This window comes from Candidatus Methylomirabilota bacterium (assembly GCA_035709005.1).
In the GTDB taxonomy this organism is placed as follows: Bacteria; Methylomirabilota; Methylomirabilia; order Rokubacteriales; family CSP1-6; genus 40CM-4-69-5.
The window spans coordinates 80,029-106,417 of record DASTFB010000102.1; the positions used below are offsets into that span (position 1 = coordinate 80,029).

At 70.3% G+C, this 26,389-nt stretch carries 24 protein-coding genes and 1 tRNA gene; 14 read left to right on the forward strand and 11 right to left on the reverse strand.

Annotation, left to right across the window (positions count from 1 at the left end):
* Entirely contained in the window at positions 1–306 is a 306-nt protein-coding gene (locus tag VFR64_19080; GenBank protein ID HET9491839.1) for a hypothetical protein, read from the reverse strand.
* A gap of 285 nt (positions 307–591) precedes the next feature.
* On the opposite strand from VFR64_19080, the gene VFR64_19085 reads away from it, so the two are divergent.
* The 3 genes from VFR64_19085 to VFR64_19095 all read left to right on the forward strand — a co-directional run bounded on the left by VFR64_19085 (position 592) and on the right by VFR64_19095 (position 3,187).
* The gene (locus tag VFR64_19085; GenBank protein HET9491840.1) at positions 592–2,436 is read left to right on the forward strand and encodes a GspE/PulE family protein; all 1,845 of its coding nucleotides are present in this window, start codon (positions 592–594) and stop codon (positions 2,434–2,436) included.
* A 63-nt stretch (positions 2,437–2,499) separates the two neighbouring features.
* Positions 2,500–2,778, forward strand: a complete 279-nt coding sequence (locus VFR64_19090) for a hypothetical protein (GenBank protein HET9491841.1) — start codon at positions 2,500–2,502, stop codon at positions 2,776–2,778.
* Positions 2,779–2,821: 43 nt separating this feature from the next.
* Entirely contained in the window at positions 2,822–3,187 is a 366-nt protein-coding gene (locus VFR64_19095) for an FxLYD domain-containing protein (GenBank protein HET9491842.1), read from the forward strand.
* A gap of 7 nt (positions 3,188–3,194) precedes the next feature.
* Here VFR64_19095 and VFR64_19100 read toward each other — a convergent pair whose 3' ends face one another.
* A complete protein-coding gene (locus VFR64_19100) occupies positions 3,195–3,353 on the reverse strand; it encodes a hypothetical protein (protein ID HET9491843.1) in 159 nt (52 codons plus the stop codon).
* A 230-nt stretch (positions 3,354–3,583) separates the two neighbouring features.
* Here VFR64_19100 and VFR64_19105 point away from each other — a divergent pair, with 230 nt between their 5' ends.
* Both VFR64_19105 and VFR64_19110 read left to right on the forward strand, forming a co-directional pair.
* Positions 3,584–4,279, forward strand: coding sequence for a hypothetical protein (locus VFR64_19105; protein HET9491844.1), 696 nt, complete (start codon positions 3,584–3,586; stop codon positions 4,277–4,279).
* Between the two features lie 24 nt (positions 4,280–4,303).
* A tRNA-Glu gene (locus tag VFR64_19110) sits at positions 4,304–4,382 on the forward strand.
* A gap of 252 nt (positions 4,383–4,634) precedes the next feature.
* Here VFR64_19110 and VFR64_19115 read toward each other — a convergent pair.
* Positions 4,635–4,946 (reverse strand): hypothetical protein, encoded by a 312-nt coding sequence (locus tag VFR64_19115; protein ID HET9491845.1) that lies wholly within the window; start codon positions 4,944–4,946, stop codon positions 4,635–4,637.
* On the reverse strand, positions 4,943–5,467 hold the full coding sequence (locus VFR64_19120; protein HET9491846.1) for a hypothetical protein: 525 nt from the start codon (positions 5,465–5,467) through the stop codon (positions 4,943–4,945). Before VFR64_19120 ends, VFR64_19115 begins: the two co-directional genes overlap by 4 nt.
* A 129-nt stretch (positions 5,468–5,596) precedes the next feature.
* On the opposite strand from VFR64_19120, the gene VFR64_19125 reads away from it, so the two are divergent.
* From VFR64_19125 to VFR64_19150, 6 genes are all read left to right on the forward strand, one after another.
* Complete coding sequence (locus VFR64_19125; protein HET9491847.1) at positions 5,597–8,227, forward strand: DEAD/DEAH box helicase; 2,631 nt, start codon at positions 5,597–5,599, stop codon at positions 8,225–8,227.
* Positions 8,228–8,269: 42 nt separating this feature from the next.
* The gene (locus VFR64_19130) at positions 8,270–8,512 is read left to right on the forward strand and encodes a hypothetical protein (GenBank protein HET9491848.1); all 243 of its coding nucleotides are present in this window, start codon (positions 8,270–8,272) and stop codon (positions 8,510–8,512) included.
* 2 nt (positions 8,513–8,514) lie between these two features.
* Positions 8,515–9,735 carry a hypothetical protein gene (locus VFR64_19135; GenBank protein HET9491849.1) on the forward strand — a complete coding sequence of 407 codons (1,221 nt, stop codon included), beginning with the start codon at positions 8,515–8,517 and terminating at the stop codon, positions 9,733–9,735.
* A 459-nt stretch (positions 9,736–10,194) separates the two neighbouring features.
* Positions 10,195–10,905 (forward strand): hypothetical protein, encoded by a 711-nt coding sequence (locus VFR64_19140; GenBank protein ID HET9491850.1) that lies wholly within the window; start codon positions 10,195–10,197, stop codon positions 10,903–10,905.
* A gap of 809 nt (positions 10,906–11,714) precedes the next feature.
* Complete coding sequence (locus tag VFR64_19145; GenBank protein ID HET9491851.1) at positions 11,715–12,410, forward strand: response regulator transcription factor; 696 nt, start codon at positions 11,715–11,717, stop codon at positions 12,408–12,410.
* A gap of 145 nt (positions 12,411–12,555) precedes the next feature.
* A complete protein-coding gene (locus VFR64_19150) occupies positions 12,556–13,143 on the forward strand; it encodes a polysaccharide biosynthesis/export family protein (GenBank protein HET9491852.1) in 588 nt (195 codons plus the stop codon).
* 19 nt (positions 13,144–13,162) lie between these two features.
* Here the strand turns inward: VFR64_19150 and VFR64_19155 are convergent, their stop codons facing one another.
* The 7 genes from VFR64_19155 to VFR64_19185 form a co-directional block, all read right to left on the reverse strand.
* A complete protein-coding gene (locus VFR64_19155) occupies positions 13,163–13,930 on the reverse strand; it encodes an ABC transporter ATP-binding protein (GenBank protein ID HET9491853.1) in 768 nt (255 codons plus the stop codon).
* A complete protein-coding gene (locus tag VFR64_19160) occupies positions 13,927–15,195 on the reverse strand; it encodes an ABC transporter permease (protein HET9491854.1) in 1,269 nt (422 codons plus the stop codon). Before VFR64_19160 ends, VFR64_19155 begins: the two co-directional genes overlap by 4 nt.
* 4 nt (positions 15,196–15,199) lie before the next feature.
* Positions 15,200–16,684 carry an efflux RND transporter periplasmic adaptor subunit gene (locus tag VFR64_19165; protein ID HET9491855.1) on the reverse strand — a complete coding sequence of 495 codons (1,485 nt, stop codon included), beginning with the start codon at positions 16,682–16,684 and terminating at the stop codon, positions 15,200–15,202.
* A 51-nt stretch (positions 16,685–16,735) separates the two neighbouring features.
* Positions 16,736–17,740, reverse strand: coding sequence for an ABC transporter permease (locus tag VFR64_19170; GenBank protein ID HET9491856.1), 1,005 nt, complete (start codon positions 17,738–17,740; stop codon positions 16,736–16,738).
* Positions 17,741–17,805: 65 nt separating this feature from the next.
* The gene (locus tag VFR64_19175) at positions 17,806–19,341 is read right to left on the reverse strand and encodes an ABC transporter ATP-binding protein (protein ID HET9491857.1); all 1,536 of its coding nucleotides are present in this window, start codon (positions 19,339–19,341) and stop codon (positions 17,806–17,808) included.
* A 21-nt stretch (positions 19,342–19,362) separates the two neighbouring features.
* Positions 19,363–20,343, reverse strand: a complete 981-nt coding sequence (locus tag VFR64_19180; GenBank protein ID HET9491858.1) for a BMP family protein — start codon at positions 20,341–20,343, stop codon at positions 19,363–19,365.
* Between the two features lie 20 nt (positions 20,344–20,363).
* Positions 20,364–21,302, reverse strand: a complete 939-nt coding sequence (locus tag VFR64_19185) for an ABC transporter permease (GenBank protein ID HET9491859.1) — start codon at positions 21,300–21,302, stop codon at positions 20,364–20,366.
* A 28-nt stretch (positions 21,303–21,330) separates the two neighbouring features.
* On the opposite strand from VFR64_19185, the gene VFR64_19190 reads away from it, so the two are divergent.
* The 3 genes from VFR64_19190 to VFR64_19200 are packed head-to-tail and all read left to right on the forward strand — an operon-like array spanning position 21,331 to position 26,255.
* Positions 21,331–22,779 carry a hypothetical protein gene (locus VFR64_19190; protein HET9491860.1) on the forward strand — a complete coding sequence of 483 codons (1,449 nt, stop codon included), beginning with the start codon at positions 21,331–21,333 and terminating at the stop codon, positions 22,777–22,779.
* On the forward strand, positions 22,769–24,166 hold the full coding sequence (locus tag VFR64_19195) for a DUF1116 domain-containing protein (protein HET9491861.1): 1,398 nt from the start codon (positions 22,769–22,771) through the stop codon (positions 24,164–24,166). The genes VFR64_19190 and VFR64_19195 overlap by 11 nt, the downstream gene beginning before the upstream one ends.
* Entirely contained in the window at positions 24,159–26,255 is a 2,097-nt protein-coding gene (locus tag VFR64_19200) for a hydantoinase/oxoprolinase family protein (protein HET9491862.1), read from the forward strand. Before VFR64_19195 ends, VFR64_19200 begins: the two co-directional genes overlap by 8 nt.
* Positions 26,256–26,389: the final 134 nt, after the last annotated feature.

A 26,389-nucleotide genomic window follows, 5' to 3' on the forward strand; every position in this document is an offset into this window, starting at 1 on the left:
TCAGTGCGTCGTCCGGGCCAGGGTGGTGACGGGGCTGCCGTCGCGGCACATGCAGTTCGGGCTGAGCCGCCCATCGCAGCACATCACCGGGCCGAACGCGCTGCAGCCACAGACGCCGCCGTTTCCATCGCAGCAGCTGTTCTCCGCTAACCGGGGCTCGGCGTCATCCTCTATGTCGAGGAAGGCCGCATCGTAGCAGTCGGCGATGTTGGAGACGAGGGGGGTGGCCGACTCGGCGAACGCCGACTGGGCGAACCACCAGGTCGCGAAGAACACAGCGATCAGGAGCAATCGGCCAGGGTGCATCGGCTACTCCATATGCGGTCCAGTCCGCGCCGGGCCGTTTCCCAACCTCCACACCCGGAGTAGGCACCTCTTATAGGCGGTCCCCCCGAACGCGTCAATGGGAAATTTTACGGGTCGTGCTCCTGCCAGGTTGGCGCATTCGGCCCAGGAAGGCTTCCCGGGGACGGGGACCAGAAATTGCGCTCGGCGTCCCGGACTGCCGGGCCATCGCCCGGATCAGGTCAACGGTCGCGCGCATTTCGGAGCGTCCCGGGCTTGGTACACCGGTTGCTCTGATCGGACCGCATGCAGCACGCGGCCGACTTCTCCGAGGACCTGTCCATCGACCCGGCCCAGGCCCTGACGATGCTCGAGAGCGAGCTCGCCATGCTGGGTGACGCCGACGGAGCCGAGCTCGACCGGCTCGAGCGCCTGCTGACGGAAACCCGGCAGGCGACGCATGCGGACGCCGGCACCGTATTCCTGCGGGAGGGCGACACGTTGCGCTTCGTCGTCGTACAGAACGAGAGCCTGACCCGGCGCCTGCGTGAGGACGAGATGCGCCGGGGCTTTCAGGGCACGGCGCTGCCGATCGAGGACAACAGCCTCGCCGGATACGTGGCCTTGCGGGGAGAGGCCCTCAACATCGACGACGTCTACACCATCCCGGCCGGTCGGCCCTTCGCATTCAATCCCACCTTCGACGTCCGCCACCGCTACCGGACGCGCTCGGTGATGGCCGTGCCGATCGTGGGCCGGAGCGGCGAGACGATCGGCGTGCTGGAGATGATCAACGCGCTCGACACGCGGGGCCGGATCGTGCCGTTCGACGCCCACGCCGAAGCGGTCATCCGGGATTGTGCCGAACGGATCGGCGCGGCGTGCCCCCAGCCCGAGCGCCTGGTCGACGCGGTTCGTGGGCCGGAGCCGCCGGCTGACACAGCTTCGCAGTCCCAGCGGCCGCCCGCCGAGGCACAAGCGTCGGCCGTCGACTCCTCGATCGGCAGCCTCGTCGACGCCACGCTGCGGGAAGGCATTCGCCGGGGCGCCTCGGGCATCCACCTGGAGCCCCTGGAACAGAGCCTGCGAATCCGTTACCGCATCGACGGGCGGCTCGTCTCGGCCATGTCGCTCCCGAAGCACTGCGAGGCCCCGATGATGGAGCGCCTCAAGACCCTGGCCGGGATGGACACCACCCGGCAGCATCTTCCCCAGGAGGGTCGGATGACCCTCGTTCACGATCAACGCCCGATCGCCCTGCGTGTGTCCGTCGTGCCGATGTTGTGCGGGGACAGCATGAGCCTGCAGGTGCGGGAAGGCGCCGTCCTGCAGCCGAATCTGCCCCAGATCGGCCTGGACGCCGCCGGGCTCAGCGCGGTCCTGAAAGCGATCCACCAGTCCAGCGGCGTGGTGCTGGTCACCGGCCCTGCCGGCGCGGGCAAGACGACCACGCTGTATTCGGCCGTCCACCTGCTCAGCAAGCAGGACCTCAAGGTGGTCACCGTGGAGGACCCGGTGGAGTACGCGCTGGACGGGGTGAGCCAGGTCAACGTGCAGGAGGAGGTCGGCCGAACCTTCGCCGCGACCCTGCGTTCGTTCCTGCGCCACGACCCCGACGTCATCGTGGTCGGGGAGCTGCGAGATACCGAGACCGCACAGACGGCGATCCGGGCCGGGCTCACCGAGCATCTGGTGCTGTCGACGCTGGACACCGCGGACGGCGCCGCCACGATCGCGCGCCTGCTGGACATGACCGTCCCGCCGTTCCTGCTCGCCAGCGCCCTGCGGCTGCTGGTGGCCCAGCGTCTCGTTCGCCGCTTGTGCTCGGAGTGCCGCGAGCCGTACGAGATCGACGAGGAGAGCCTGATCGCCCACGGTCACACAGCGCTGGGACGGGGGCGGTGCACGATCTATCGGGCCACGGGCTGCGCGGCCTGCGACTTCAAGGGCCTGCGCGGACGGGTCGGCATCTTCGAAGTCATGCCGATCACGCCGGACATCGCCGACCTGATCCTCAAGAACGGCACGCCCAAGGACATCCAGGCGGCCGCCCGCGAGCACGGCATGAAGACCCTCCGGGAGGCCGGCCTGCTGCGGGTGCTGGAGGGCGTCACCTCGGTGGAGGAGGTCATTCAGGCGACATCGGGATAGCCGGTTGCATTTCGGCGCTCGCCATCGTACCTTCTCCCCGATCACCGAGCCTGAACGACTTCGATGAAGCGCAAGAAACCGAACCCACGCGTGCGGAACATGGCCGTCACCGATGACGGGCGGGTCATCCACCTGTTGCCGCCGGCCGTCCGCGCGGCCATGGCGTGCAAGCACGTCGACACGCCCGGCGACCGGTGCGGGAAATGCGGCAGCACCTTCATCGCCTACGAGCCGGCGTTCGTCCACTGTTATTGCTGCGGAAACCTGGCGCGTGTCGCCGGCGCCTCCTTGCTGGCTCAGGAGCTGTTCGAGCTGCGCTCGGGGCTCCGACTGGCTTCCTGATTTTTCCGGCGCCTGCTGGCCAAGCTTCCTCCGGAAACGAGCTATGGTGAGAGTGGGAGTCGTCGGCGGGCTGCTGGTCGCGTCCTGCTTGCTGCTGGTTCACGACGTCGCCGCCCAGGACTTCCGCGTGACCTATTCCGTCGACCGCAGCAGGCCGAACCGGGCGCGGGTCACCGGTGAGGTCCTCAACACGGGCCGCGCGGATGCGCTGGACGTCTACGTCACCGCCGAGGCGCTGGATGCCGCCGGCAAGGTCATCGGCCGCGGGATCGCCTTCGTGAGCCACAGCATCGCCCAGGGCATGAGCGCGTCCTTCGACGCCGTCATTCCGGTCAAGACCGCCGCGGCCAGCTTCCGCGTTCGGGTGACGAACTACCGGACGGGACTGGGCGGGCCCCAGGCGCCGTGACCGCCGCCTACGGTCCGGACTCGCGGCGGTAGGCCACGCAGTGCGCGGTCGCCACCAGGCGGCCGTCGCCATCGTTGACCACGACGTTGTAGAACCCCGGTGCGCCGGTGCTGTCGGAGCGCGCTCCCTGGGCCACGAGCTGCCCCCCCGGCGAGGGCGCCTGCACATACCGGGATCCCCTGCCAGTTGCAGGCGGCGCTGAAGGCCGCGTCGGCCAGTGAGAAGATGACCCCGCCATGCGGCGTGTGCTGGTGGTTCACCATGTGCTGCGGCGTCAGGCGCAGGGCGGCGCGACAGCACCCGCGGCGCACTTCGCCGCGGCAGTATCGCGTCGTTCGTTGGTCCCGTCAACGAAACTCGGAGTATCCTGGGACGACTCTTCGGGGAGGAGGCAGTATGAAAACGACGCTGACCCTGATCGCCGCGCTGATGCTCGCCGCGTGTGCCGGGACCGCACCCAGCGCGCCGCCGGCCGGGCAACCGTTCACCGGCGAGGTCTGGGGGTGGGACGAGAAAAACAGCATCGTGACGCTTCGCCAGGGCGGGCAAACGGTCCGGGTCAAGGTCACCCCGGATCAGCTCGTCGGGCTGCGCCTGCACGAGAGGGTGACCGTACGCGGCGAGCTCAGTCCGGCGGAGATCGAGCAGTTCGTGATCCCGGCGGGACGGCTCGTCGCCCGGGGACCGGCGGCGATGGGGGAGACGACCGGTAGCGTGACGCGGATCAGTCCCACCGGCACCGTCGGCATCGACTCGCCGCAGGGACCGGTCACGGTATGGATCGCGACCCCCGGGGCTCAACCGTTTCGGGCGGGAGATCAGGTGCGCGTTCGCCTGCATCTGCAACCGCTCGAGGTGTTGCCGGCAGAGTCCCGGGACGTCACGCGGGCGGCGATGAGCGAGCCGGCGGCGCCCACGGGCTCGGAGCCCGGCGAGTACGCCGTCGTGCGCGGCCGGGTCACCGCCGTCGCCGGCGGTCAGGTCACCGTGGAATCCTCGCGCGGCCCGGTCACGGTCTGGCTGCCCGCCGGCACCACGCTGCGTGTCGGGGACTGGATCGACGTGCAGACCTCGGTGCACCCGATGCGTTAGCCCCTCGGGTATACTGACCAGGGCGACCCCGTCGTCTAGCCTGGCCCAGGACGCGACCCTTTCAAGGTCGAGATCGCGGGTTCGAATCCCGCCGGGGTCACCACCTCGATTTCGTTAGCCCTTTTCGCTCGGATTCTCGACCCCGGGGGCGGGTCGAGAACCACCTGCCTTTTCGTCGCCGTCGAAAGGCCCACGATCCTGCACGATTGTCGGCGTCGAGAAGCACGGCGAGATAGGAACCCCAGCGTAGCACCAGGGCAGCCGCGGCCACGCCCTCGCGGCCGATCGTCGTGCCGAATAGGTGCGCCGGTGCCAGAACCTGGCCCAGGAGGCGTGCGGAGGACGCGGCAAGGCCCTACGCCTTCGAGGTCTTCACGAACGCCATCGCCGTCGAGAGCCCCTTGAGGTAGTCGTCGTACTCGACCGGCGAGCGAACGCCGAGTTCGGCCAGGAGGTCGATCGCTTCGGAGAGCGGGACGTCCAGCTTATGAGCGAACGTGCCGAGAGAGACCCGGCCCGCCCGGTAGTCGCGCAGCATCAGGAAGACCCACCCGTAATCCATGAGCTCCCGCGCCACCGTGGACACTTCCTTCTTCTCCCGCCGAGCGAGTTCTCGAAGCCGGCGCCGCCCCTCCGAACTCACCCGCACGCTCATGACGTTCTTCATGACGGGTTTCCCCCCTTCTTGCTCGACGAAGCGGCTCGGATCCGGCGGGCCACGTCCTCGAGGATTCTCGCGTCATACCTGCCGAACCGTTGCAGCTTGGCGAGGAGCTCCAACGCTAGCGTGGGCTCCACGACGTCCGCCTCAGCCATCGCCGCCAGCAGGCCGATCGCCGAGGTGAACGAGATGCCCAGGGCGCGGCAGCACCGGATCGCCGGTCCGTCATCCGTGGCACAGATCGCACCCGTTTGGCGCGCCACGGCGATCGTCTCGGCCTCGCCGCGGTCGATGCGAAAGTCCCTCATGAGGGCGTCCGCGCCAGCCGGGGCGGCGACCCGCCCGATGCTCTTTTCGTCCAGAAGGTTCCGTATCATCCGGGCATCGTCGGAGTCCCTGGCAAGGGCTTCGTCGACTGCCGTCCCGGCCATGATGACTGCGCCCCGGGAGGTCACCTCGCGCAGGAGATCGACCTTCGCCAGAAGGATGGCGGTCGACGCGTCCACCACGAGCCGCCGGCTCGGCATGTATACATATTACTACGAGCGTAGGAGGCCGACGGTAGTGTGGCCTCCAATCCCCACCGATGCTGGTGACCGCGCTTCGAGCCGACCTCTCTGGGCGAGAGACTCCTCCCGGGCTACAATGCGCCAGACATGCCGGTCCCCCCTCCGGCCGCCGCCACGTTCGCGATCGAGACTGAGGCGTATCAAGCGCTGCTGGCGCGGGCTCAGCGCCGTACCGGACGCGTGCCACCGGAGCTGATCGCTCGCCACATCCTGTCGGTGACCCGCGGAGCCGACTGGCCCGTCCAGCGCGACGCGCTCGAGGCGTTGCTCCGCCGCGTCGCCTTCGGTCGGGCGGATCAGCTCCAGATCGTCGCACGCCCCCCGAAGGGTCGGCGCCTCGGACTCTACGCGACCCGCCGCCCCGGCTCAGCCGCACGCCCGTATCGCACCCTGCTGCGCCGCATCGAGCCCATCGAGGGCAGCTGTGATTGCGCCGATTTCCTCCGGAGTTCCCTCGGGCTCTGCAAGCATCTGCTCACGGTGCTGGAAGATGTCGCCTCCAGGCGCAGCGGCGGCCTCAACGAGACGGGGCGGGAGCCGATCCCGAATTCATCGCCCCTCCGTTGGGGTCCAGTCCGACCGCTGACGGGTTCCGGTGACTGGCTCGCGCGCGTCGGCTGGGTCGGCGGTCCGCCGGACCGGAATCTGCGCCGCTGGTTCCGTCCCGGCGACGGTGACCGCTGGACGCTCGACGTCCCGGCGACGCCCGAAACGCGGCTGGCGGCCGTAGACGCGCTGCTGGGCTTCCTCGGGCACGGACAGGCCGAGCCGGCGCTGCACGCACTGCTCCAGGAAGACCGCCGGCGCCTTGCGCGCGAGATCGAGGGCGCCCGAAGCGTCGCCCGGCTCCGCGAAGCGTTGCGGAGCCTCAAGCATCCGCTCTATCCGTACCAGCGCGAGGGAGTCGGGCGGTTCCTCGTGCGCGGGCGGCTGCTCCTTGCCGACGACATGGGCCTCGGCAAGACGGCGCAAGCGATCGCCGCGTGCCACGTCCTCTGGCGCGCCGGTCGCGTCCGCCGTGGGCTGCTCGTGGTCCCCGCCGCGCTCAAGCCTCAGTGGCTTCGCGAGTGGCAGCTCTTCACGGATGCTCCGGCGACGGTCATCGATGGCGGACCCGCCCAGCGCCGCGCTACGTTCAACGCGTGCCGCCGGGGTTTCCTCCTGGGCAACTACGAGCAACTCATTCGCGACCTCGACGTCGTCCGCACCTGGACCCCGGACATCGTCGTGCTCGACGAGGCCCAGCGGATCAAGAACTGGGCGACCAAGACCGCCCTGACCGTGAAGCGACTGGATCCGCCGTACCGGCTCGTCCTGACAGGCACGCCGATGGAGAACCGGCTCGACGAGCTCGTGTCGATCGTGGAGTGGGTGGACGACCTGGCGCTGGAGCCGAAATGGCGCCTGGCGCCGTGGCACACCACGCCCGTGGACGGGAAGACGGGAGTCGGCGGCGCCCGGAACCTCGACACGTTGCGGACCCGTCTCGCCGGCTGCATGGTCCGGCGCGTCCGTGCCGAGGTGCTGTCCCAGCTGCCGGCGCGGACGGATACCCGGGTCCCTATCGAGATGACCGCCGAGCAAATGGAAGAGCACGACGCGCTCAACATGCCCATCGCGCAGCTCCTCGGGCGCGCCCGCCGGCGTCCGCTGACCCAGGCCGAGTTCCTGCGCCTGATGACGCTCCTCACCACCCAGCGGATCATCTCCAACGGCCTGGCGCAGCTGCGCTTCGAGGACGTCTGGCCAGACCTCTCTCGGATCGAGCGACCCACGGAGTCCACCCTCCGAGGCCTGGCAAGTCCGAAGCTGCTGGAACTGCGCGAGCTGATCGGCCAGCTCGCGCTCGCACAGGCACGCAAGGTTGTCGTGTTCAGCCAGTGGCGACGGATGCTGCGACTGGCGCACTGGGCCACGCGCGACGAGCTCGGACGCGAGCGCGTACAGGCGGCGTTCTTCACCGGGGAGGAGGGGCAGAAGCGACGGACGCAGAACATCGTCGAGTTTCACGACGACCCGGCGTGTCGTGTCCTGTTCGCGACGGACGCCGGCGGGGTCGGCCTGAACCTGCAGCGCGCGGCGAGCGCTTGCATCAACGTCGAGCTGCCGTGGAACCCGGCGGTGCTCGAGCAGCGGATCGGTCGGATCTACCGGTTGGGTCAGCGCCGCCCGATCGACGTCTACAACCTCGTCAGCGAACCCGGAATCGAGTCACGGATCGCCGATCTGGTCGGGTCCAAGCAGGCGCTCTTCACCGGGCTGTTCGACGGGACGACCGACGAGGTGGCGTTCGAGCGGTCGGGGAGCTTCCTCTCTCGGATAGAACGCATCGTGGCGCCGGCCCTCGGGCCCGCGGCGCCGCGCGGCAAGGAGGCCGCCGACGTGGAGGACGACCCGGCCGAGCGCGAGATCGAAGCTCTCGTGACGGCAGGCGACGAGTCGCGTGATGCGCCGGCTCCGACCGCCCCGGAGCCAACGCTGACGCCGTCGGCCGCCGACGTGCAGCGACTCTTCTCGGGCTTGACGGTCCAGCGAACCGGCCGGGGCGGCCTCGTGATCGAGGCGCCTCCCGAGACGGCCTCGACGCTGGCCGCCCTCTTCGGAGGGATGGCGCAGCTCCTCCAGGCTGCGGCAACTCCGGCACCGCCGTCGCTCGCGAAGCAAGATGGAGCCGTGGCCAACACAGGTCGCCGCTCGGCCCGGCCACGCACACGTTGACCGGACACGGGCGCCGACCTTCCGACACCGCCGCGTTGGCCGATGGCCGGCAGGGCGGTTCTGGAGTCTCTCGCACGACAGGCGGCGCGAAAGAAGCTGGGCCAGCTCGACAACCACGAGCAGGAACCCTGGAAGGCGCGCCTCGCGGAGTTCATCGAGCGTCTGTACCTGAAGCGCTTCGGCAGGCGCCGTCCTGACGTTGTCGTGTCGATCGAGGAACGGGCCCGTGTAGAGGAAGACAGGAAGGCGCGGAAGCGCGAGATAAAGGCGCGGGGGCGGTGGTGACGATGTCCAAGGCTAAGGCAGCTCACTGGGAGTTCACGCGCCGGTTCCGGCGGAGCGCCTTCGGCTGGAAGTCCCGGCCGGCGATCACGCGCGTCCGGCAAGCCGTGAGCGAGATCAAGACGGTCGCCCGGTACGATCCGGTTCTGGCCGCGGAGGGTGCGGTGCTGTTCCTGGAACGCGTGTCCCCCGCGCTCGAGCATGTGGATAGCTCCTCGGGCGCCACCGGCACCGCGGTGAACCATGCCGTCGAGGAGCTCGTGGCCGTCATCGCCAGGGCGCCCGCGGACCTGAGGACACGCGAGGGTTGGCTCGACCGCCTCTGGGAGGCTCACGCCAACGACGCGATCCCCTATCTCGAGCGCCTCGGGGACTTCTGGGGCGAGCTCTGCGTGTCGCCGGAGATCGCGTCGGCGTGGGCCGATCAGCTTGTCTCCATCGTCGAGATGGCGTTGAGTCCAGATCCGCAGCGGCGCGGTTTCTTTCACGGCACGACGGCGTGCCTGAGCACGCTCTTCCGCGCGGGGCGCCACGAGGAGATCCTCGCCCTCCTCCAGAAGGACCGACTCCTTTTCTGGCCCTACCGGGGGTGGGGCGTGCGTGCTCTGGCGTCGCTCGGCCGCCCGGACGAGGCGATCGCATACGCCGAGGCGTCGCGCGGGCTCAACACCGGCTCTATCGCGATCGCTGCCGCGTGCGAGGAGGTTCTGCTCGCAGCTGGCCGCGTCGAGGAAGCGTACCGGCGCTACGCGCTCGAGGCGACCCGTGGCGCGTCGTATCTCGCGACGTACCGGGCGCTCGCCCGCAAGTATCCGCACAAGAGGCCTGAGGAGTTGCTCGGCGATCTCGTGGCGACCACGCCCGGCGACGAGGGAAAGTGGTTCGCTACGGCAAAGGAGGTGGGACTCCTCGATGAGGCGGTCTGGCTCGCGAATCGGGCGCCGTGCGATCCGAAGACACTCACGCGGGCCGCCCGGGACTTCGCCCATCGACGTCCCGCCTTCGCGGTCGAGGCGGGACTGACGGCGCTTCGCTGGCTGGTCGAGGGCTACGGCTACGACGTCACGGGCGCCGACGTATGGGCCGCCTACACGAACACGATGACGGCGGCAGAGAAGGCCGGGCGGGCCGGCGAGGTGCGGGATCGGATCCGAACACTCGTGGCGAGCGAGACGTACGGCGAACGCTTCGTCACCCGGATCCTCGGTCGGGAGCTGGGTCTCTGACTTTCGTCACACTGAGGCTGATTCACCGAGAACCGAGATCGTTCCAACACACTACGAGCGACCGCATCGAGTTCTAATCCCCTTTGTTTCCGAGTTTACTCAACATCGCCGAACTTCTCGTCGTTGCGAACAAAGCGCGTGGCGGACCGGAAACGCGGGTTCGAATCCCCCGGGGTCACCATTTCAGGTTGGAGAGCTCCGTCCCTCGTCGAAGGCCTCGCCCTCCAGCCGCCCCACCAGCAGGCGCCGGCAGCCTGCCGGCGACCCGTGAGGACCTCCAGCTCGGCCACCAAGGCGCGCTTGCAGAGGGAGCCGGAGGCTGACCAGCACGCCCCGCAGCCCTCGCGCCACCCCGCAGTGGCGGGACCGAGCCAAGGGGCCGACGGCTTCTTGCTCGCGCAGCTATGGGCGAGGAGTGCCGCGGAGGTGACGTATGAACGGGTATCCTACTGACGGTCTATGGCTTCGGCTGAGTCGAGAAGTATCTTCGACAAGAGCAACCCGGACGGGATCTATCCACAACTTGCGAAGCTCGAGGCCACCCTGAAACTACCAGCAGGATTTTCCGACGCTCTCGTCAAGGAGGACGATTGGTCTTTCATCATCAAGCTCCACGCGCTTCTTGAGACGGCCCTGACTTCACTCCTCGTTACGGCTGTCGGTGACACCAGGCTTCACGACGCCTTTTCCCGCCTTGAGATGAGCCGATCGCAAACAGGCAAGGTCGACTTTGCCAGGGCACTGGAGCTCTTGGACAGGCCGGAGCGCCGATTCATCCGTACCCTATCAGAACTGAGAAATAGGCTCATCCACCGGATCGAGAATGTCACATTCGATCTGAGGCAGTATGTGAAGTCGTTGGACCCGAATAAGAAAGCCGCGTTTCTTGAGTGTGTTGCGCCTTGGTACGGCGAGGAACGGGACGAGAATTACGAGTCCTTCAAAAAATACGCCGCAGCAAACCCCAAGGTCCTGATCTGGCTCAATGGCCTGAGGTTTGTCGCGACGATGATGGTTCACGTCGAGAGTCTACGGTACAAGCGTGAAAATGAGCAGATGCTCGTCGCGGACGCGCGTGCGCAGATTCAGCAGCTGAGAGAAAGTACGACGACACTCCAGCGTCTGATCGAGCACACCCCATCTTCTGAACCAGCATCCGAGACGGAGTAGTTACTTCACTGCGCGGTTGCGCGTGTGTAGTTCATCGCAGCCTGTCGCTGCTTGACCGCCGCCAGGCGACTGAGGCCCGTGGCGGACGAAGACCCGCCTCTGATCTGTCAGAGGGAAGTGATGATCGCCGCCGCCACGCCGCCGGCACCACCGCCACCGTCTCGGCGGCGGACAAACTCCTTCTCAAACGCTACCGGCCAGGAGACCCAGTAGGAGGCCACCTATCATGCCTGCCAGGAGTCCCAGGATCGCACGGTAAGACCGACCCATGGTTTTGGCCCTCCAAAGGGGAGGACCATGCAAGCGGCTGGCCAGCGGAGGTTCCGGCTGGTCAGTTTTCATCCACTATAGGGCGCCTGCGCCACCGCCTCGCCGGCCGTCCCGCCCGGGGTGCCGGTCATCTTCGACCACGGCGACATGGTGCACCTCAGCTGCTACGATCAGAGCGCAGGCGCGGTGGCGCCTCTTTCAGATTTCCTCCGGAGCCGGCGCGGAGACCGCTTCTGCTTCACCTGCCTCTCCCGACAGCTCGGCCACGACCGCCAGGTGATCGAGAACGCGGTGGCGGCACTTCGGCTCGAGGCGAGCTTCGTCGTCTCTCCTGCTTTCTGCTCGATGTGCGCTCACGCGAGGGTCACCGTTCGCCGACACGACGTCTGCAAGTTTTTTCCAGGGGGTGCGTCCACCGGCTGTCGGCACCGCCATTGCTCTACAGAATGCCGTCGTAGTTCTGCGGATGGCGGCCAGGGCCGCCCTTCCGTACCATCCTCGCGGTTTTCAGGATCGCCCGACATCTCGAGAGGAGAGCAGTGGCAATCCGACGCCGGGTGCGACGCCGCCGATCGCTCAGGGTGCTGGTCGCCGACACGCAGACCATCACGCGGCACGCCCTGCGCTGCTGGCTCCACTACGTCAATGGCCTGAACGTCATCGGAGAGGTCAGCGATGGCCTGAAGGTCGCCTCGGTGGTGGCGCGGCTCAGGCCGAACGTCGTGATCGTCGATTTCGAGTTGACGGGCCTCAGTGCCCTCGATGTGCCTCTGGCCGTACGCCGGCGCACACCGCAGGTCGGCGTCGTCATCCTGTCGCAATCCGTGCGTGACCTTCACGTGATCCAGGCGTTGCGTAACGGAGCGGCCGCCTTCGTGGCGAAGCAGGCAAAACCGAAAGAGCTGCGGCTCGCTATCGAGAAGAGCGCGGCCGGCGAGCGGTACGTCAGCGCGCCGCTGTCGCAACGTCCCCTCAGCCACTGGATGGCTCAAGTCCAGTCCCGATCCAGCGATCGCTACGAGACGCTGACCCTCCGCGAGCGCGAAGTTCTCCACCTCGTGTCCCAGGGACTGAGCGCCGCCAGGATCGCCGAGCGGCTGAACGTGAGTCCCCGCACGGTGGAGAGCCACCGGGCGCGCATCAAGGCGAAGCTCGGGCTCCGCAACCACGCGGCCATGGTGCGCTACGCCGTGGAGCGCCAGATGGCGACGCCCGGACGGGCCCCCACCGAGTGACCGCCCGGCAGACGCGTATTCCCGTCCGGAAAACTGGCGAATTCGGCGACAGTGGCTTATTTGATCTATCGACGGGACGCGACGCGAAGGTTCTCGGCTCGACGTCCTCGAGAAGCGCTATCATGCCAGGAGAGGACGCCCGACGATGTCCCGAACACTCTGCGCAGCCATTGTCCTGGCCTTCCTGTGCGCGGAGCCTGCGCTCGCCGGGCCGGCCGACGGCACACCACGCCCGCCGGGGACCGAGCTGGCCGGGGACTATCGGGTCGGCCCCGAGGACGTGCTGGAAGTGAGCGTGTGGAACAACCCCGGTATCAGTCGGGTCGTTACCGTCAGACCGGACGGCATGATCTCGCTGCCCCTCATCAACGACGTCAAGGCCGCCGGCTTGACCCCGGCCCAGGTCCGGCAAGAGGTCGCCCGAAAGCTGAGCGATTACGTGCCCTCGCCGTCCGTTTCCGTGATCGTGAACGACGTCCGCAGCTTCAAGGTCTCGGTGCTCGGCGAGGTCATCCGGCAAGCCCGCTTCGAGCTCAAGAGCCCCACGACGATCCTGGATGTCATCGCCCTGGCTGGCGGCTTCAATCAGTTCGCGGCCCCGGCCCGGATCATCATCCTCCGCCGGGACCTCGACGGGCGGGAGCGGATTCCCTTCAACTACAACAAGGTGATGCAGGGGGCCACCGAGGAGATCCTCTACCTCCAGCCCGGCGACATCATTTTCGTTCCCTAGGATTTTCGCTGCCCGGCAATCATCGGGGACGCAGCGTGGCGTCCACCTCGTGCAGGAGCCCGCTCTCGATGCGCAGGATCCGATCGGCGGCCCGGGCCAGCCGGTCATCGTGCGTGATCATGACGAAGGCCACCCCGCTCTCGCGGTTCATCTGACGCATCAAGGCGAACACCTCGGCGCCCGAGGCGCTGTCCAGGTTGCCGGTGGGCTCGTCGGCCAACACGATGAGGGGCGCGTTGGCCAGGGCCCGGACGACGGCGCAGCGCTGGTTCTCCCCCCCGCTCATCTCGTCGGGATGCTTGTCCAGCATGGTGCCCAGGCCCACCCGCTGCAGCAGGCCGATCACGCGCTGGCGTTGGGCCTCGGTGACGGCCCCTTCGCGGATGCTGATCGGCATGAGGGCGTTCTCCAGGCAGGTGAATTCGTCGAGCAGGTAGTGGGCCTGGAAGATGAACCCGACCTCCTGACTGCGAAGGTCGGCCAGCTCGTCCTCGGTGAGCGTGGCGATGTCCACACCGTTGATCAGGACGGTGCCGCCGGTGGCGACGTCCAGCGCGCCCAGCAAGTTGAGCAGCGTGGACTTGCCGCTGCCCGACTGTCCCATGACGGCCACGAACTCCCCGGCCCGGACGGTGAGATCCACGCCGTGGAGCACCGGCACCGGGACCTTGCCGAGGTACGTCTTCCGCAGCCCCCGCGTTTCGATCACGATCGGGCGTCCGTCGCGGCCGTCCTGGTGGCCGTTGGACGACAGGATGCGCCGGGGATCGGGGGCCCGGGAGCTCATCGCATGACGTCCACGGGGTTCAGGGCCGCCGCCCGGCGGGCCGGCAGGTACGCGGCGATGACGGTCGATGCGATGGCCGCCCCCATGGCCAGGCCGATGTAGAGCGGCAGGATGGCCACGGGGAAGAGCTGCTCGGGTGTCTGGCCCACCCGACGGATCGGTTGTTCGATAAGGCTGAGCGTGTAGATGATCGCCGTGCCGGCGATGGCGCCGGCCAGGCTGCCGAGCAGGGCCACCCCCAGGCCTTCGAAGATGAAGATGGTCTGGATCTGACGACGGCGGGCCCCCATCGCCTTGAGGATGCCGATCTGCTTGGCCTTCTGCAGCACCGACACGATAAGGATCGAGGCGATGGCGAACGACGAGGCGATGAGGCTGAACGCCGAGGTGAGGTAGGCCGCCGCCGATTGGACCTTCAGCGCGTCGAGGAAGCGGGGAAACTCCCGCGACCACGACTTGGCCTCGTAGGGCACCAGCGCCATGATCCGGTCGGCGGCCTGGTCGGCCTGGTAGATGTCGTCCAGCTTGACCTGGATGGCGTTGACCGCGGCGCCCAGCCCGAACAGGCTCTGCGCGGTCCGCAGCGTCACGTAGGCCTCGCCGCGTCCCCGGCCGCGGCTGTAGATCCCGACGACCGTGAAGCTGTCCGAGGCGCCGGTGTTCGAGCTGAGCCGAATGCGCTCGCCCGTCGACACGCTCAGGTCTTCGGCCAACTCGGCGTCGACCACGACTTCCTCGCTGGTCAGCCCCTGGTAGCGGCCGGCGATGAGATGCGGCGTCACCGGAGCCACCTGCTCCTGCAGCGCGGGGTCCACGCCGACCACGGTGACGCCGAGGGGGTTGGCGCCTTTGGAAGCGAACGCCTGCCGCCGCACCACCGGCGCGGCGAGGCGGACGTCGGGCACCGCCCGGATGATGTCGATCACGCGGGGCCAGTCATCGATGGTCTTCTCCTGGGGCGCCTGCTGCTCCAGCCGGCTCGAGCTCGGCCCGGAAACGGCGCCGGGCACGCGCTCGAGCGGCACCGGCTTGACCTCCCCCACCTGGACCGTCACGTGCGCGATGAACTCGGTCAGCACCCGGGCCATGTCCCGGCGCAGCCCGAAGATCAGTCCGGTGATGAAGATCACGATGATGACGCCGGCGGCCACCGCGCTGACCGTGAGCCAGGTCTGTCCCCCGCCGGACCGCAGGTGGCGGATGGCCACCTGGCGCTCGAAGCGCCAGAGGCCGTTCCGGAGTCGTCGGCTGCTCCCGTCGGCCACGGCGCTACCGCCCGAGCACCCGCGTCACGCGGACCCGGTCGCCGGCGTCGATGCCGCGGGGATCCTGGATGACGAGCGCGCCGGCGTCGATCCCGGCCACGACCGGCACGCCGGCCGCCGTCGCCGGGCGCGTGGCGACCGTCTGCACCAGCGCGCGCCCGTCGCGCACCACGAAGACCACGCTGCGGTCGCCCACCCGGCGCACCGCCGTCGCGGGGACCACGAGGCGCGTGGCCGCCCGGTTCGTGACGATGTTGACGTTGACGGTCTGCCCCGGGCGCAGCCAGTCAGGCGGATTCTCGGGGACCACCGTCACTCTCACCGTGCCGCGGGCTTCGTCCACGGCGGCCGCGAGCTCCGAGACGGTGCCGCGGAACGTGCCCTCCGGGAACGTGCTGGAGGAGATGACGGCCGGCTGCCCGAGGGCCAGGTCGGCCAGATTGCCCTCGTCCACGTCGATCCGGATCTCGAGCGCGCTGCTCACGAGGCTCAGCACGCCCTGCGTGCCGACCGTCTGCCCCACCTCGGCGGTGATCCTGGTCACCACGCCGTCGAAGGGCGCCGTCACGACCGCCTCCAGCGCCTGCCGTCGAGCCACGCGAAGCCCCTCCTCGGCCTCCTGGATCCGCTCGCGGGCCACGGCGACGTCCTCCGGACGGGCGCCGGCCTCCAGCGTCCGCAGCCCGGCCTCCTGGGCCAGGACGTTGGCCTCGGCGGCCGCCACTGCGCCGCGCGTGGATTGCACGAACGCCTCCGCCACCGAGACCGCGTGTCGCTGAGCGGCCACCCGCTCCTCGGCCACGCGGGCCCGCGTGCGTGCTTCGTCGTGCTCGGAGCGGGCGATGAGCTCCTGCTGGAGAAGCTCCGTGCTGCGCCAGAGCTGCAGGGCGGCCAGATCCCGCTCCTCCTCGAGCAGCTGAAGCTCGGCGCGGGCCTGCGCGGCCGCCTGCTCGGCCTGCCCGAGCGCGGCGCGCTGCTGGCCGAGCTGGGCTCGCGCCTGCTGCACGCGCGCCCGCGCTGCCGCGAGCTCCGACGGCAGCGCGCCCCGAGCGGCCAGCGTGAGCTGGGCCCTCGCCGTGCGCAGGGCCGCCTCGGCCAGGGCCACCTGGGCTTCCGCCACGTCGTTCTTCAAGATGGCCAGGCGCTGGCCGGCCGCAACCCGATCGCCTTCCTGCACGAACAGCTGCTCGACGATCCCGGCCGCCTGTACCCCCACCGCCGTCTCCACGGCGCCCCCCACGCGGCCGCTGCTGGCGATGGACTCGGTGATCGTCGTCGGAGTCGGATGGATCACCACCACGTTGGCCGGTCGCAGCAGCCACCACACGCCGGCCGCAGCGAGGACCAGCGCGCCCAGGACGGCGGCGATGACCCGCGGGCGGGGGCGCCTGGCCGGCCGGGCCGGTGCAACGGCCTCGTGTGTCGCCGGCGGTGTCGCGGCGCTCGGAGGCCGGGCGGCCTGTTCCCGGGTACGTTCCGTCGACGACATGCTCCAGTCAAGCAAACCATACGCGGCTGGGCCCGTCCACCGGGCGGACGATCACCGGCGCGCCCGGTGCGCTTCCACGAGCAGCACGCAGAGCACCACGATGGCCTGGAACACGAACCCGGCGCTGGCCGGCAGGTTGACGCTGCGCTGCAGCGAGTCGGCGCCGACCATGAGGATGGCGACGAGCACGGCCGCCACGCCGACCCCCACCGGATGCATGCGGCCCAGCACGGCGATGAGGATGGCCATGATCCCGTAGCCGGGCGTGAGGCCGAGGATGAGCCGGTTGTGGTAGCCGACGACCTCGATAGCGCCCGCGACGCCGGCCAGGGCGCCACTCAGGGCCAGCGTCACCAGGGTGGTCCGGCCGAGAGGCACGCCGCCCAGCAGGGCCGCGCGCGGGTTGTTGCCGGCCGCCCGGATCTCGTACCCCAGCACGGTCCGGTGCAGCAGCATGGCGATCCCCGCCGTCACCGCGATGGCGATGAGGATACCGGCGTGCGCGCCGGCGGCGGGCATGAGCATGGGCAGCACGGCGCTGTCGGGGATGACGCGGGTGATCGCCTCGCCGGTGATGGGGTCGTTCCAGGGACCGGTGGCGACCCACTCGGTGAGGTAGAAGGCGACGAAGTTCAGCATGACGGTGACGAAGATCTCGTTGACGCCCCAGCGCGCCCGCAGCGCGCCGGGCACGGCGCCCAGCGCGGCCCCGCCCGCGAACCCGGCCAGCACGGCCAGCGGCAGCATCACCGCCGCGGGCAGCGCCTCACCGAGGGCGAAGGCCGCGCCAGTGGCGACGATGGCGCCCGCGTAGATCTGGCCGTCGACCCCGATGTTGAAGAAGCCGCCCTGCCGCGCCAGCATCACCGCGGTGCTGCCGAGGAGCAGGGGCGAGATCTTGTTCAGGGTCTGCGCGATGCCGGCCAGGCTCCCCAGCGAGCTGGTCACGATGGTCTGGAAGGCGAGGAGGACGTCGCCCCGCATGGCGAGGATGAACAGCGCGCTGACGCCGGCGGCCAGCGCGACGGCGAGGACGTAGGTCAGCCCGGTAGTCACCACACGGGCCCGCTCCGCACGTGGAGCGGGAGCCGCCTCGGCGAGGACGGGGGTCGTTTCCGCGCTCACCTGGCGGCGGCCTCCGGCGTCTCGACGCCGGCCATGAGCCGGCCGATCACGTAGGCGTCGAAGCGCTCGCGCGGCAGGTCGGCGACGATCCGGCCCCGGAACATGACGACGATCCGGTGGCACAGCTGACGTAGCTCGTCCAGGTCCTCCGAGATCAGGAGCACGCCGCCGCCGGCCGCCGCGAAGGCCAGGCATCGGCGGCGCACGAAGTCGGTGGCCCGCACATCGAGACCTCGGGTGGGATTGGTGGCGATGAGCAGCCGGCCTCCGGTGGCCCGGGCCTGAGCCATGGCGCGGGCCACGAGGACCTTCTGGATATTGCCGCCCGAGAGCTCGACGGCGGGGGCGTCGGCGCTCCGGGCGCGGATGGCATATTCCCTGATCGCTTCCCGCGTCAATGCGCGCGCCCGCCCGCGGTCGAAGGCGATCGGGCCCGAGACGAACGGATGCAGGCCCAGGACGAGGTTCTCGGCCACGGACAGCCCGGGCAACAGCCCGTCCTCGATCCGGTCCTCCGGGATGAGAACGAGGCCCGCGGCGATCCGAGCCCGCACCGAGGCGGCCGTCACGTCCCGGCCGCCCAGCCGGATGCGCCCGCCGGTCGGCCGCAGCACCCCGGCCAGGGCGTCCGCGAGCTCTCGCTGGCCGTTGCCGGCGACGCCGGCCACGCCGACGACCTCGCCGGCGTCCACGCGCAGCGAGCATCCGGCCAGGTCGAGCCGCCCCCGCCCGCCCGACACGCTGAGGGCCTCCACCTCGAGGACGCGCCCGCCGCGGGCGGCGTGGCCGACCGCGCTGGCCGCCTGCAGGCGCTCGCCGATCATGAGCTCGACCAGCTCGCCCTCGTCCCTGTCCGCGCGCGCGAGCGTGGCCACGCGGCGGCCGCCCCGCATGACGCTGACGCGGTCGCAGTTGGCCAGGATCTCGCGGATCTTGTGCGTGATGAAGATCACGGTCAGGCCCTGCTCGGCCATGGCGCGCAGGGTCGCAAACAGCGTGTCGACTTCCTGGGGTGTGAGCATGGTCGTCGGCTCGTCGAGGATGAGGACGTCCACGCCCCGGTAGAGCGCCTTGAGGATCTCCACTTTCTGCTGCACGCCGACGGCGAGCTGCCGCACCTCGGCATCGAGGTCCAGGGTGAGTCCGAAGCGCTCGGCGATGGCCTCGACGCCGCGGCGCTGACGCTCCGGGCGAAGCCAGAAGTCGCCGCCCTCGCGTCCGAGCAGGACGTTCTCGAGCACGGTGAAGTTGGCGATGAGCTCGACGTGCTGATGGACCATGCCGATGCCGTGGCCCAGGGCGTCGCTGGGGGACGCGATGGCGGTGGGCACGCCGTCGATGGCGATGGCGCCCCGGTCGGCGCGGTAGAGCCCGCTCAACACGTTCATGAGCGTGGTCTTGCCGGCGCCGTTCTCGCCGAGCAGGCCGTGGATCTCTCCGCGGGCGGCGGCGAAGTCGACGCCGGCCAGGGCGACGGTCTCGCCGAACCGCTTGGCGATCCCCGTCATCTGCACCCGCGCCGCGGTCGTCACCGGCCTGCCCAGGACGCCGGCTTAGGGCGTCCGGTCGAGGATCTCGGGGATCGGTTTGCCGCCGACGACTTCCTTGAAGATGGCCCGCGTCCGGTTGGCGACGTCGGCCGGCACGTTGCGGATGTCCGACAGCTCCATCCCGCTGCCCGGGCGCATCTCGTAGTAGCCGGTCCGCTCGCCCTTCAGGATCTTGCCGACGATCTCGCTGTAGGGCTTGTTGAAGTCGAACACGAGGGAGACGGCCAGGTTCTTGGGAGCGAGATCCCACTTCTCCGTGTAGAACGTGGTCACCAGCACCGGCCGCGGGGCGGCCTTGACGGCCTCGATCACCCCCGACAGCCCGAGGTTCACGAAGACGACGATGAAGTCGGCGCCGGCGGCGATCTGGGCTTCCGCCGTCTGCCGGGCTTTCACCGGGTCGTTGAAGTCGCCGACCCAGTTGTACACGAGCTGGGCCTTCGGGTTGACGTCCTTGATGGCCTGATGGACCGAGTTCACGGACGTCACCACGTCGGGCAGGCGGACGCCCGCCACCATCCCGACCTTGCCGGTCTTGGTGGCCATCGCGCCGAGCGCGCCGAGCACGTAGAAGCCCTGATAGAAGCGGCGGCCGATGTTCCAGAGGTTCGGGGGCAGCTTGGGCAGCCGGCCCGAAGCTTCCTGGATGAAGGAGGCGTCCCGGAACTGCGGCGCCAGCTTGTTCACGATCGGGATGAACTGGCCGCCGTGATTGGCGATGATGTCGTAGCCGGCCGAGATGTATTCGCGGGTGATCCGCTCGGCATCGGCGACGACGACTTGCTCGGAGTGGGAGACCTCGAGGTTGTACTTCTTGGCGACCTGCTGGAGCGCCAGATAGCCGACGGCGTTGAAGTCGGCGTCCTGGATGGGGCCGGGCATGATCATCGCCATCTTGCGCCGGCCCTGGGCCCAGGCGCGGCGGGTGCGGGTGGCGGCAGCGGTGCCGAGCGTCACGGTCGTCAGAAAGCGCCGTCGATCCATGAGAGTCCTCCTGTGCGAGTTCATCCGCGCGCCTCCCGGTCGTAGGGCACGGCCAGCGCCCGGGGGGCGCTGGCCCCCCGGTAGACGCGCACCAGCACCACCAGCGCGAACACGTACGGCAGCATGAGAAGAAACTGGGGCGGCACGGCCTTGCTGACCATGCCGGCCTTGAACTGGAACGCCTCGACGTAGGCGAAGAGCAGGGCGCCGGCCAGCACCGTGACCGGCATCCACCGGCCGAAGATGACCAGCATGAGCGCGAGCCACCCGCGTCCCGCCGTCATGTTGTCGCTGAACGTCCCTGTGAGCACCACCGGCAGGTAGGCGCCGCCCAGCCCGATGAGGAGCCCGCCCACCGCGGCCGCCCCGTAGCGTAGCCCGGCCACGTCGATGCCGAGGGCGTCGACCGCCCGCGGGTTCTCGCCCGTCGCCCGCAGCCGCAGCCCCCACGCCGTGCGGAACAGCGCCAGGTGGACGAGGGGAATCAGCGCGAACGCCGCGTAGGTGAGGATCGTCTGCTGGAAGAACACGGTGCCGACCACCGGCAGGTCGCCCAGGCCGGGCACCGCCACCGGCGACAGCGTGGCGATCTGGGGCGGGCTGGTACGGATCCCGAAGACCATGCGGAAGATCAACGAGGACAGGCCGATGCCCAGCACGTAGAGGCCAAGCCCCACGGTGATCTGCGGCCCGCGCAGCGCCACCGCATAGTAGACGAGCGCCAGCGCCATCGCCGCCGCCGCCAGCATGCCGGCGCCGATGCCGGCCGCGACCATCTGCGTCTGCCAGGTGACCACGAAGCAGGTCACGGCGGCGACCAGCATCATGCCCTCGATGCCGACGTTGAGGACGCCGCTGCGCTCGATGATCAGCTCGCCGAGGGCCGCGATGATGAGGGGGGCGGCGTAGACCAGCGTTTGTTGCCAGAGGTGCGGATCGACGAGGAGGCCGGGGGTCACCGCGCGTCGCAGTGTATCATGCGGGCTCGTGAGCGTGGCGCTCAGGGTTCGGCGTGGCGCGTATGTGGACTCTGTCACCCTCATGCGCGTCGCCGAGGCGGTGCGGCGGCTGCCCGGCGTCGCCGCCGGCGCGCTGCTCATGGCCAGCGAGGCGAACCGGGCCGCGCTACGCGAGGCGGCGCTGTGGACCGCCGAGGCCGACGATGCCGGTCCCGGCGACCTCGTCATCGCCGTCGCCGCGGACGCCGACGAGACGGCTGCGCGCGCCCTGCGTCACGCCGAGGAGCTGCTCGCGGCGCGGCGCGAGAGCGGCGGGGCGCCGGCCGCCGTCCGGCCGCGCTCGCTCGTCCGGGCTGCCCGCGATTTTCCGGACGCCAACCTGGCCGTCATCTCCGTGCCGGGCGTCTGGGCGGTGAACGAGGCCAGCCAGGCTCTGGCCGCGGGTCTGCACGCGTTCATCTTCAGCGACGGCGTGAGCCTGGAGGACGAGATCGCCCTCAAGCGGCGCGCCCGCGAGCGCGGGTTGCTCGTGATGGGGCCCGAGTGTGGGACCAGTCTCCTCAACGGCGTCGGCCTGGGCTTCGCCAACCGCGTCCGCCGCGGTCCCATCGGGCTGGTGGGCGCCTCGGGCACCGGCCTGCAAGAGGTCACGACGCTGCTCCACCGGCTGGGCAGCGGCGTGTCGCACGCGATCGGCACCGGGGGCCGCGATCTCCACGACGGCGTCGACGGCATCACCACGCTGCAGGCGCTCGAGCTCCTCGGCCGCGACGCCGCCACGCGGGCCATCGTGCTCGTCTCCAAGCCGGCGTCCGACCGGGTCGCCGCGCACGTGCTCGCCGCGGCCTCCGGCATCGGCAAGCCCGCGGTCGCGTGCCTGCTCGGATGGCGGGGGCCCACGCCGCCGGGAATTCACACGACGGCGACGCTGGAGGAGGCGGCCGCGGCCGCGGTCCGGGCGGCCGGCGGTCCGGTGGCCCCGCTGCCGGCGCCGTCCCTGCCGCGACGACGTGGCGCCGGGCCAGTGGTCGGGCTCTTCACCGGCGGCACCCTGTGCGAGGAGGCCCGCGCCCTCGTCGGCGACGCGGGCTCGCGGTTCGTCGATTTCGGGGCGGCGGAGTTCACGCAGGGGCGCCCGCACCCGATGATCGATCCCGTGCTGCGCGCGGCCGCCGTCGCGGCCACCGGTGGCGACGGCGCGGCGGGCGTTCTCCTGCTCGACTTCGTCTTGGGTTACTGCGCGCATCCCGACCCGGTCGGCGCCGCGGCGCCGGCGATCCGCGAGGCCCGGGCGCTGGCCGCCCGGGCCGGGCGCGAGCTCACCGTCGTGGCCCACGTGGTCGGCACCGAGGAGGACGTGCCATCGCTGGCGGCGCAGACCCAGGCGCTGCACGCCCTCGACGTCGCCGTCTATCCCTCGAACCGGCTCGCCGCCCTCGCTGCCCGTGAGCTGGCCGGAGGGCCCGGTGGGCGGTGACACGCTGCTCGATCGAGCGCCGGCGGCGATCAACGTGGGGGCCGATCTGTTCGCCGATTCGCTGGCCAGCCAGGGCGCTGGGGTGAGGCGAGTGGACTGGCAGCCGGCGGACGCGCCCCGAGAGCTGGCCCGGGTGTGGACCGCGCGGGTCGAGACGGCGAACCGCCGGGCTGCGGCTGCGCTGCTCGGCGCCCATGCCGTCCTCGTCGACGTCCGTCCCGCCATCGACGTCATCCCCGGCATGACGCCCGACACGATCCTGCACGCCGGACCGCCCGTGGAGTGGACACGGATGAGCGGGCCCCTGCGCGGTGCCGTCATCGGCGCCTTGCTGCTGGAGGCACGCGCCACGTCGGCGGCCGAGGCCGAGCGGCTGGCCGCCAGCGGCGCCGTCGGCTTCGCGCCCTGTCATCACCACGCCTCGGTGGGGCCCATGGCCGGCGTGACGACGGCCTCCATGCCGGTCTTCGTCGTCGAGAACCGCGCCGGCGGCAACCGCGCGTACTCCACCCTGAACGAGGGGCTGGGCAAGGTCCTGCGCTATGGGGCGTTCGCGCCCGAGGTGCTCGACCGGCTGCGCTGGTTTCGCGAGCGACTGGGCCCCGCCCTGGGTGAGGCGATCCGCCGCGCGGGCGGGATCGACGTGCGGGCCATCATCGCCCAGGCCCTGCAGATGGGCGACGAATGCCACAACCGCAACCGCGCGGCCTCGGCGCTGCTCATCAAGGCCCTGGCGCCCCACGTGGCGGCCCTCGACCTGGCGGCCTCGGAGCGCGAGCGCGTGCTGACCTTCGCGGCCGGCAACGAGCATTTCTTCCTGAACGTCGGGATGGCGGCGTGCAAGCTGGCCGCCGACGCCGCGCACGGTGTGCCGGGCTCCACGCTGGTCACCACGATGGCGCGCAACGGCACCGACTTCGGCATCCGCGTCAGCGGCCTGGGCGATCGCTGGTTCACCGCGCCCGCCGACACGCCGGTCGGGCTCTACTTCACCGGGCACGGGCCGGACGACGCCAACCCGGACATCGGCGACAGCGCCATCACCGAGACCGCCGGGCTGGGCGGCTTCGCCATGGCCGCCGCGCCCGCCATCGTGCAGTTCGTCGGGGGCACGCCCGCCGACGCGCTGGCAACCACGCGGTTGATGTACGAGATCACCATGGCCGAGAGCGAGAGCTACCGGGTTCCCGCCCTCGACTTCCGCGGCACCCCCACCGGGATCGACGTGCGCCTGGTCGCCCAGACCGGAGTCCTGCCGCAGATCAACACGGGGATCGCGCACCGGCAGCCGGGCGTCGGCCAGATCGGCGCCGGGCTCGTCAAGCCGCCGCGGGCCTGCTTCGAGGCCGCCCTGAGCGCGCTCGTCCGCGACGCCGGTCATGGCTGAGGCCGCCCGCTTCCGCATCGGGATCGACACCGGCGGCACATTCACCGACGTGGTGGCGGTGAACGAGACCACGGGGGAGATCCTCACCACCAAGGTGCCCTCCGTGCCCCGGGACCCGTCGCTCGCCGTGCTGGATGGCATCCGCAAGGTGATGGCCCGGGCCGGCGCGGGTACGGTCGCGGCCGTCTGCCACGGCACCACGGTGGCCACCAACGCCATCCTGGAGGAGCGCTTCCCCGACCTGGCGCTGGTGACCACGGGAGGGTTCCGGCACGTGCTCGAGATCGCGCGGCAATCGGTGCCCCGCGGGTATGGCAACTCCTACTTCTGGGTCAAGCCGGACCGGATCGTGCCGTTGCATCACGTCCGCGAGGTGCGCGAACGGCTGAACTTCCGCGGGGAGGTGCTGCGCCCGTTCGACGAGACGGGGGCCATCGCGGTCGCGCGGTGGCTCGGGCTGCGCGGTATCCGCTCGGTCGGGATCTGCTTCATCCACGCCTACGCCAACCCGGCGCACGAGCGGCGCATGCGCGACATCATCGAGCGCGAGTGTCCGGGCCTCCACGTGTCGATCTCGTCGGACGTCCTGGCCGAGTACCGTGAGTACGAGCGCGCGGTGACCACGCTGGTCGACGCCTTCGTCAAGTCGCGTGTGGCCGAGTACGTGGCCGCCATCCGAACGCGCCTGGATGCCGCGCTGGGCGCCGGCGTGCCGTTCTACGTCATGAAGTCCAACGGCGGCGTGATCTCGGCGCGCGAGGTGGCCCGGCAGCCGATCACGACACTGCTGAGCGGACCGGCCGCCGGCGCGCTCGGGGCGAGCCTGCTCGCCGCGGCCGCCGGCTTCGACCGCGTCCTCACCGCCGACGCCGGCGGCACCAGCACCGACGTGTGCCTGGTCGAGCACGGAGCGCCGGTGCTGACCACCGAAGGGGTGGTGGGACGGTTTCCCGTGAAGGTGCCGATGATCGACATCGTCACCGTGGGCAGCGGCGGCGGCAGCGTGGCCTGGATCGCGCCGGACGGCGGCCTCAAGGTCGGCCCGCGCAGCGCCGGCGCCGACCCGGGGCCGCTGTGTTACGCGCGCGGCGGAGGCGAGCCGACCGTCACCGACGCGCACCTCGTCCTGGGGCGGGTGCCCCCGCGCCTGCTCGGGGGCGAGATCGCCCTCGACCTCGACGCCGCCCGGACCGGCCTGACCGCGCTGGGACGCCGCCTGGGGCTGTCCACGGCGCAGGTGGCCGAGGGCATCCTGGAGATCGCCGCCTGGAACCAGGCCAACGCCATCCAGCAGGTGAGCGTCAAGCGAGGTCTCGACCCTCGCGACTACACGCTCGTCGCCTTCGGCGGGTCGGGGCCGCTGCTGGCCGGGAGGCTGATCGACCTGCTGCACCTGCGCGCGGCCCTCATCCCGCCCTCGCCGGGCAACGTGTCGGCGCTCGGCCTGCTCGTGGTGGACCTCCGCAACGATTACGTGCAGACGCTGGTGCAGCGCCAGGACCGGCTCGACTTCGCCACCATCAACGCGCATCTGACTCGACTGCAGGCCGAGGCCCGCGACGCGTTACGGCGAGAGGGCTTTTCCGACGAGGCGATGCGGTTCGTGTGCTCGGCCGACATGCGTTACTACGGCCAGGCGTGGGAGGTCCGGGTGGACCTGCCGCCCGGCGAGATCACCCCGGCCACGGCCCCCATCGCTGCCGAGCGCTTCCACGCGGCGCACGAGAAGCGCTACGGCTACGCCTACCGCGCGGCCGCGCCGGGTCCGGGCGGCGCGGCGAACCGTCAGCTGGTCGAGTGGGTGAATCTCCGGGTGACCGGCCTGGGGCCGGTCGAGCGTCCGAAGCTGCGGGAGCTGCCGCCCGGCGACGGCCGGGTCGAGCGGGCCCGCACCGGCCTGCGGGCGGTGGTTTTCGACAGCGTATCCCGGGATTGTCCGGTGTTCGCGCGGGCTCGCCTCGCACCCGGGGACGGCATCGCGGGCCCGGCCGTGGTGGAGGAGTATGGCGCGACGACGGTCCTCTTCCCCGGGCAGCGGGTGGAGGTCGATCGACTGGGCAACATGATCATCACCCGGGCTCGGGCGTGACGGCCGTCGATCCCATCCTGCTCCAGGTGGTGGAGGGCACGCTGGCCTCGGTGGAGGCCGAGGTCGAGGCGGCCATCGAGCGGACATCGCGCTCGCCCATGATCAGGGAAGCCCGGGACTTCCGCGCGGGCATC

Excerpts from the sequence above, each read along its gene's own strand:
- VFR64_19080 (HET9491839.1), bottom strand. The coding sequence starts at position 306 with ATGCACCCTGGCCGATTGCTCCTGATCGCTGTGTTCTTCGCGACCTGG.
- VFR64_19085 (HET9491840.1), top strand. The coding sequence starts at position 592 with ATGCAGCACGCGGCCGACTTCTCCGAGGACCTGTCCATCGACCCGGCC.
- VFR64_19090 (HET9491841.1), top strand. The coding sequence starts at position 2,500 with ATGAAGCGCAAGAAACCGAACCCACGCGTGCGGAACATGGCCGTCACC.
- VFR64_19095 (HET9491842.1), top strand. The coding sequence starts at position 2,822 with ATGGTGAGAGTGGGAGTCGTCGGCGGGCTGCTGGTCGCGTCCTGCTTG.
- VFR64_19105 (HET9491844.1), top strand. The coding sequence starts at position 3,584 with ATGAAAACGACGCTGACCCTGATCGCCGCGCTGATGCTCGCCGCGTGT.
- VFR64_19115 (HET9491845.1), bottom strand. The coding sequence starts at position 4,946 with ATGAAGAACGTCATGAGCGTGCGGGTGAGTTCGGAGGGGCGGCGCCGG.
- VFR64_19120 (HET9491846.1), bottom strand. The coding sequence starts at position 5,467 with ATGCCGAGCCGGCGGCTCGTGGTGGACGCGTCGACCGCCATCCTTCTG.
- VFR64_19125 (HET9491847.1), top strand. The coding sequence starts at position 5,597 with ATGCCGGTCCCCCCTCCGGCCGCCGCCACGTTCGCGATCGAGACTGAG.
- VFR64_19130 (HET9491848.1), top strand. The coding sequence starts at position 8,270 with ATGGCCGGCAGGGCGGTTCTGGAGTCTCTCGCACGACAGGCGGCGCGA.
- VFR64_19135 (HET9491849.1), top strand. The coding sequence starts at position 8,515 with ATGTCCAAGGCTAAGGCAGCTCACTGGGAGTTCACGCGCCGGTTCCGG.
- VFR64_19140 (HET9491850.1), top strand. The coding sequence starts at position 10,195 with ATGGCTTCGGCTGAGTCGAGAAGTATCTTCGACAAGAGCAACCCGGAC.
- VFR64_19150 (HET9491852.1), top strand. The coding sequence starts at position 12,556 with ATGTCCCGAACACTCTGCGCAGCCATTGTCCTGGCCTTCCTGTGCGCG.
- VFR64_19155 (HET9491853.1), bottom strand. The coding sequence starts at position 13,930 with ATGAGCTCCCGGGCCCCCGATCCCCGGCGCATCCTGTCGTCCAACGGC.
- VFR64_19165 (HET9491855.1), bottom strand. The coding sequence starts at position 16,684 with ATGTCGTCGACGGAACGTACCCGGGAACAGGCCGCCCGGCCTCCGAGC.
- VFR64_19180 (HET9491858.1), bottom strand. The coding sequence starts at position 20,343 with ATGGATCGACGGCGCTTTCTGACGACCGTGACGCTCGGCACCGCTGCC.
- VFR64_19200 (HET9491862.1), top strand. The coding sequence starts at position 24,159 with ATGGCTGAGGCCGCCCGCTTCCGCATCGGGATCGACACCGGCGGCACA.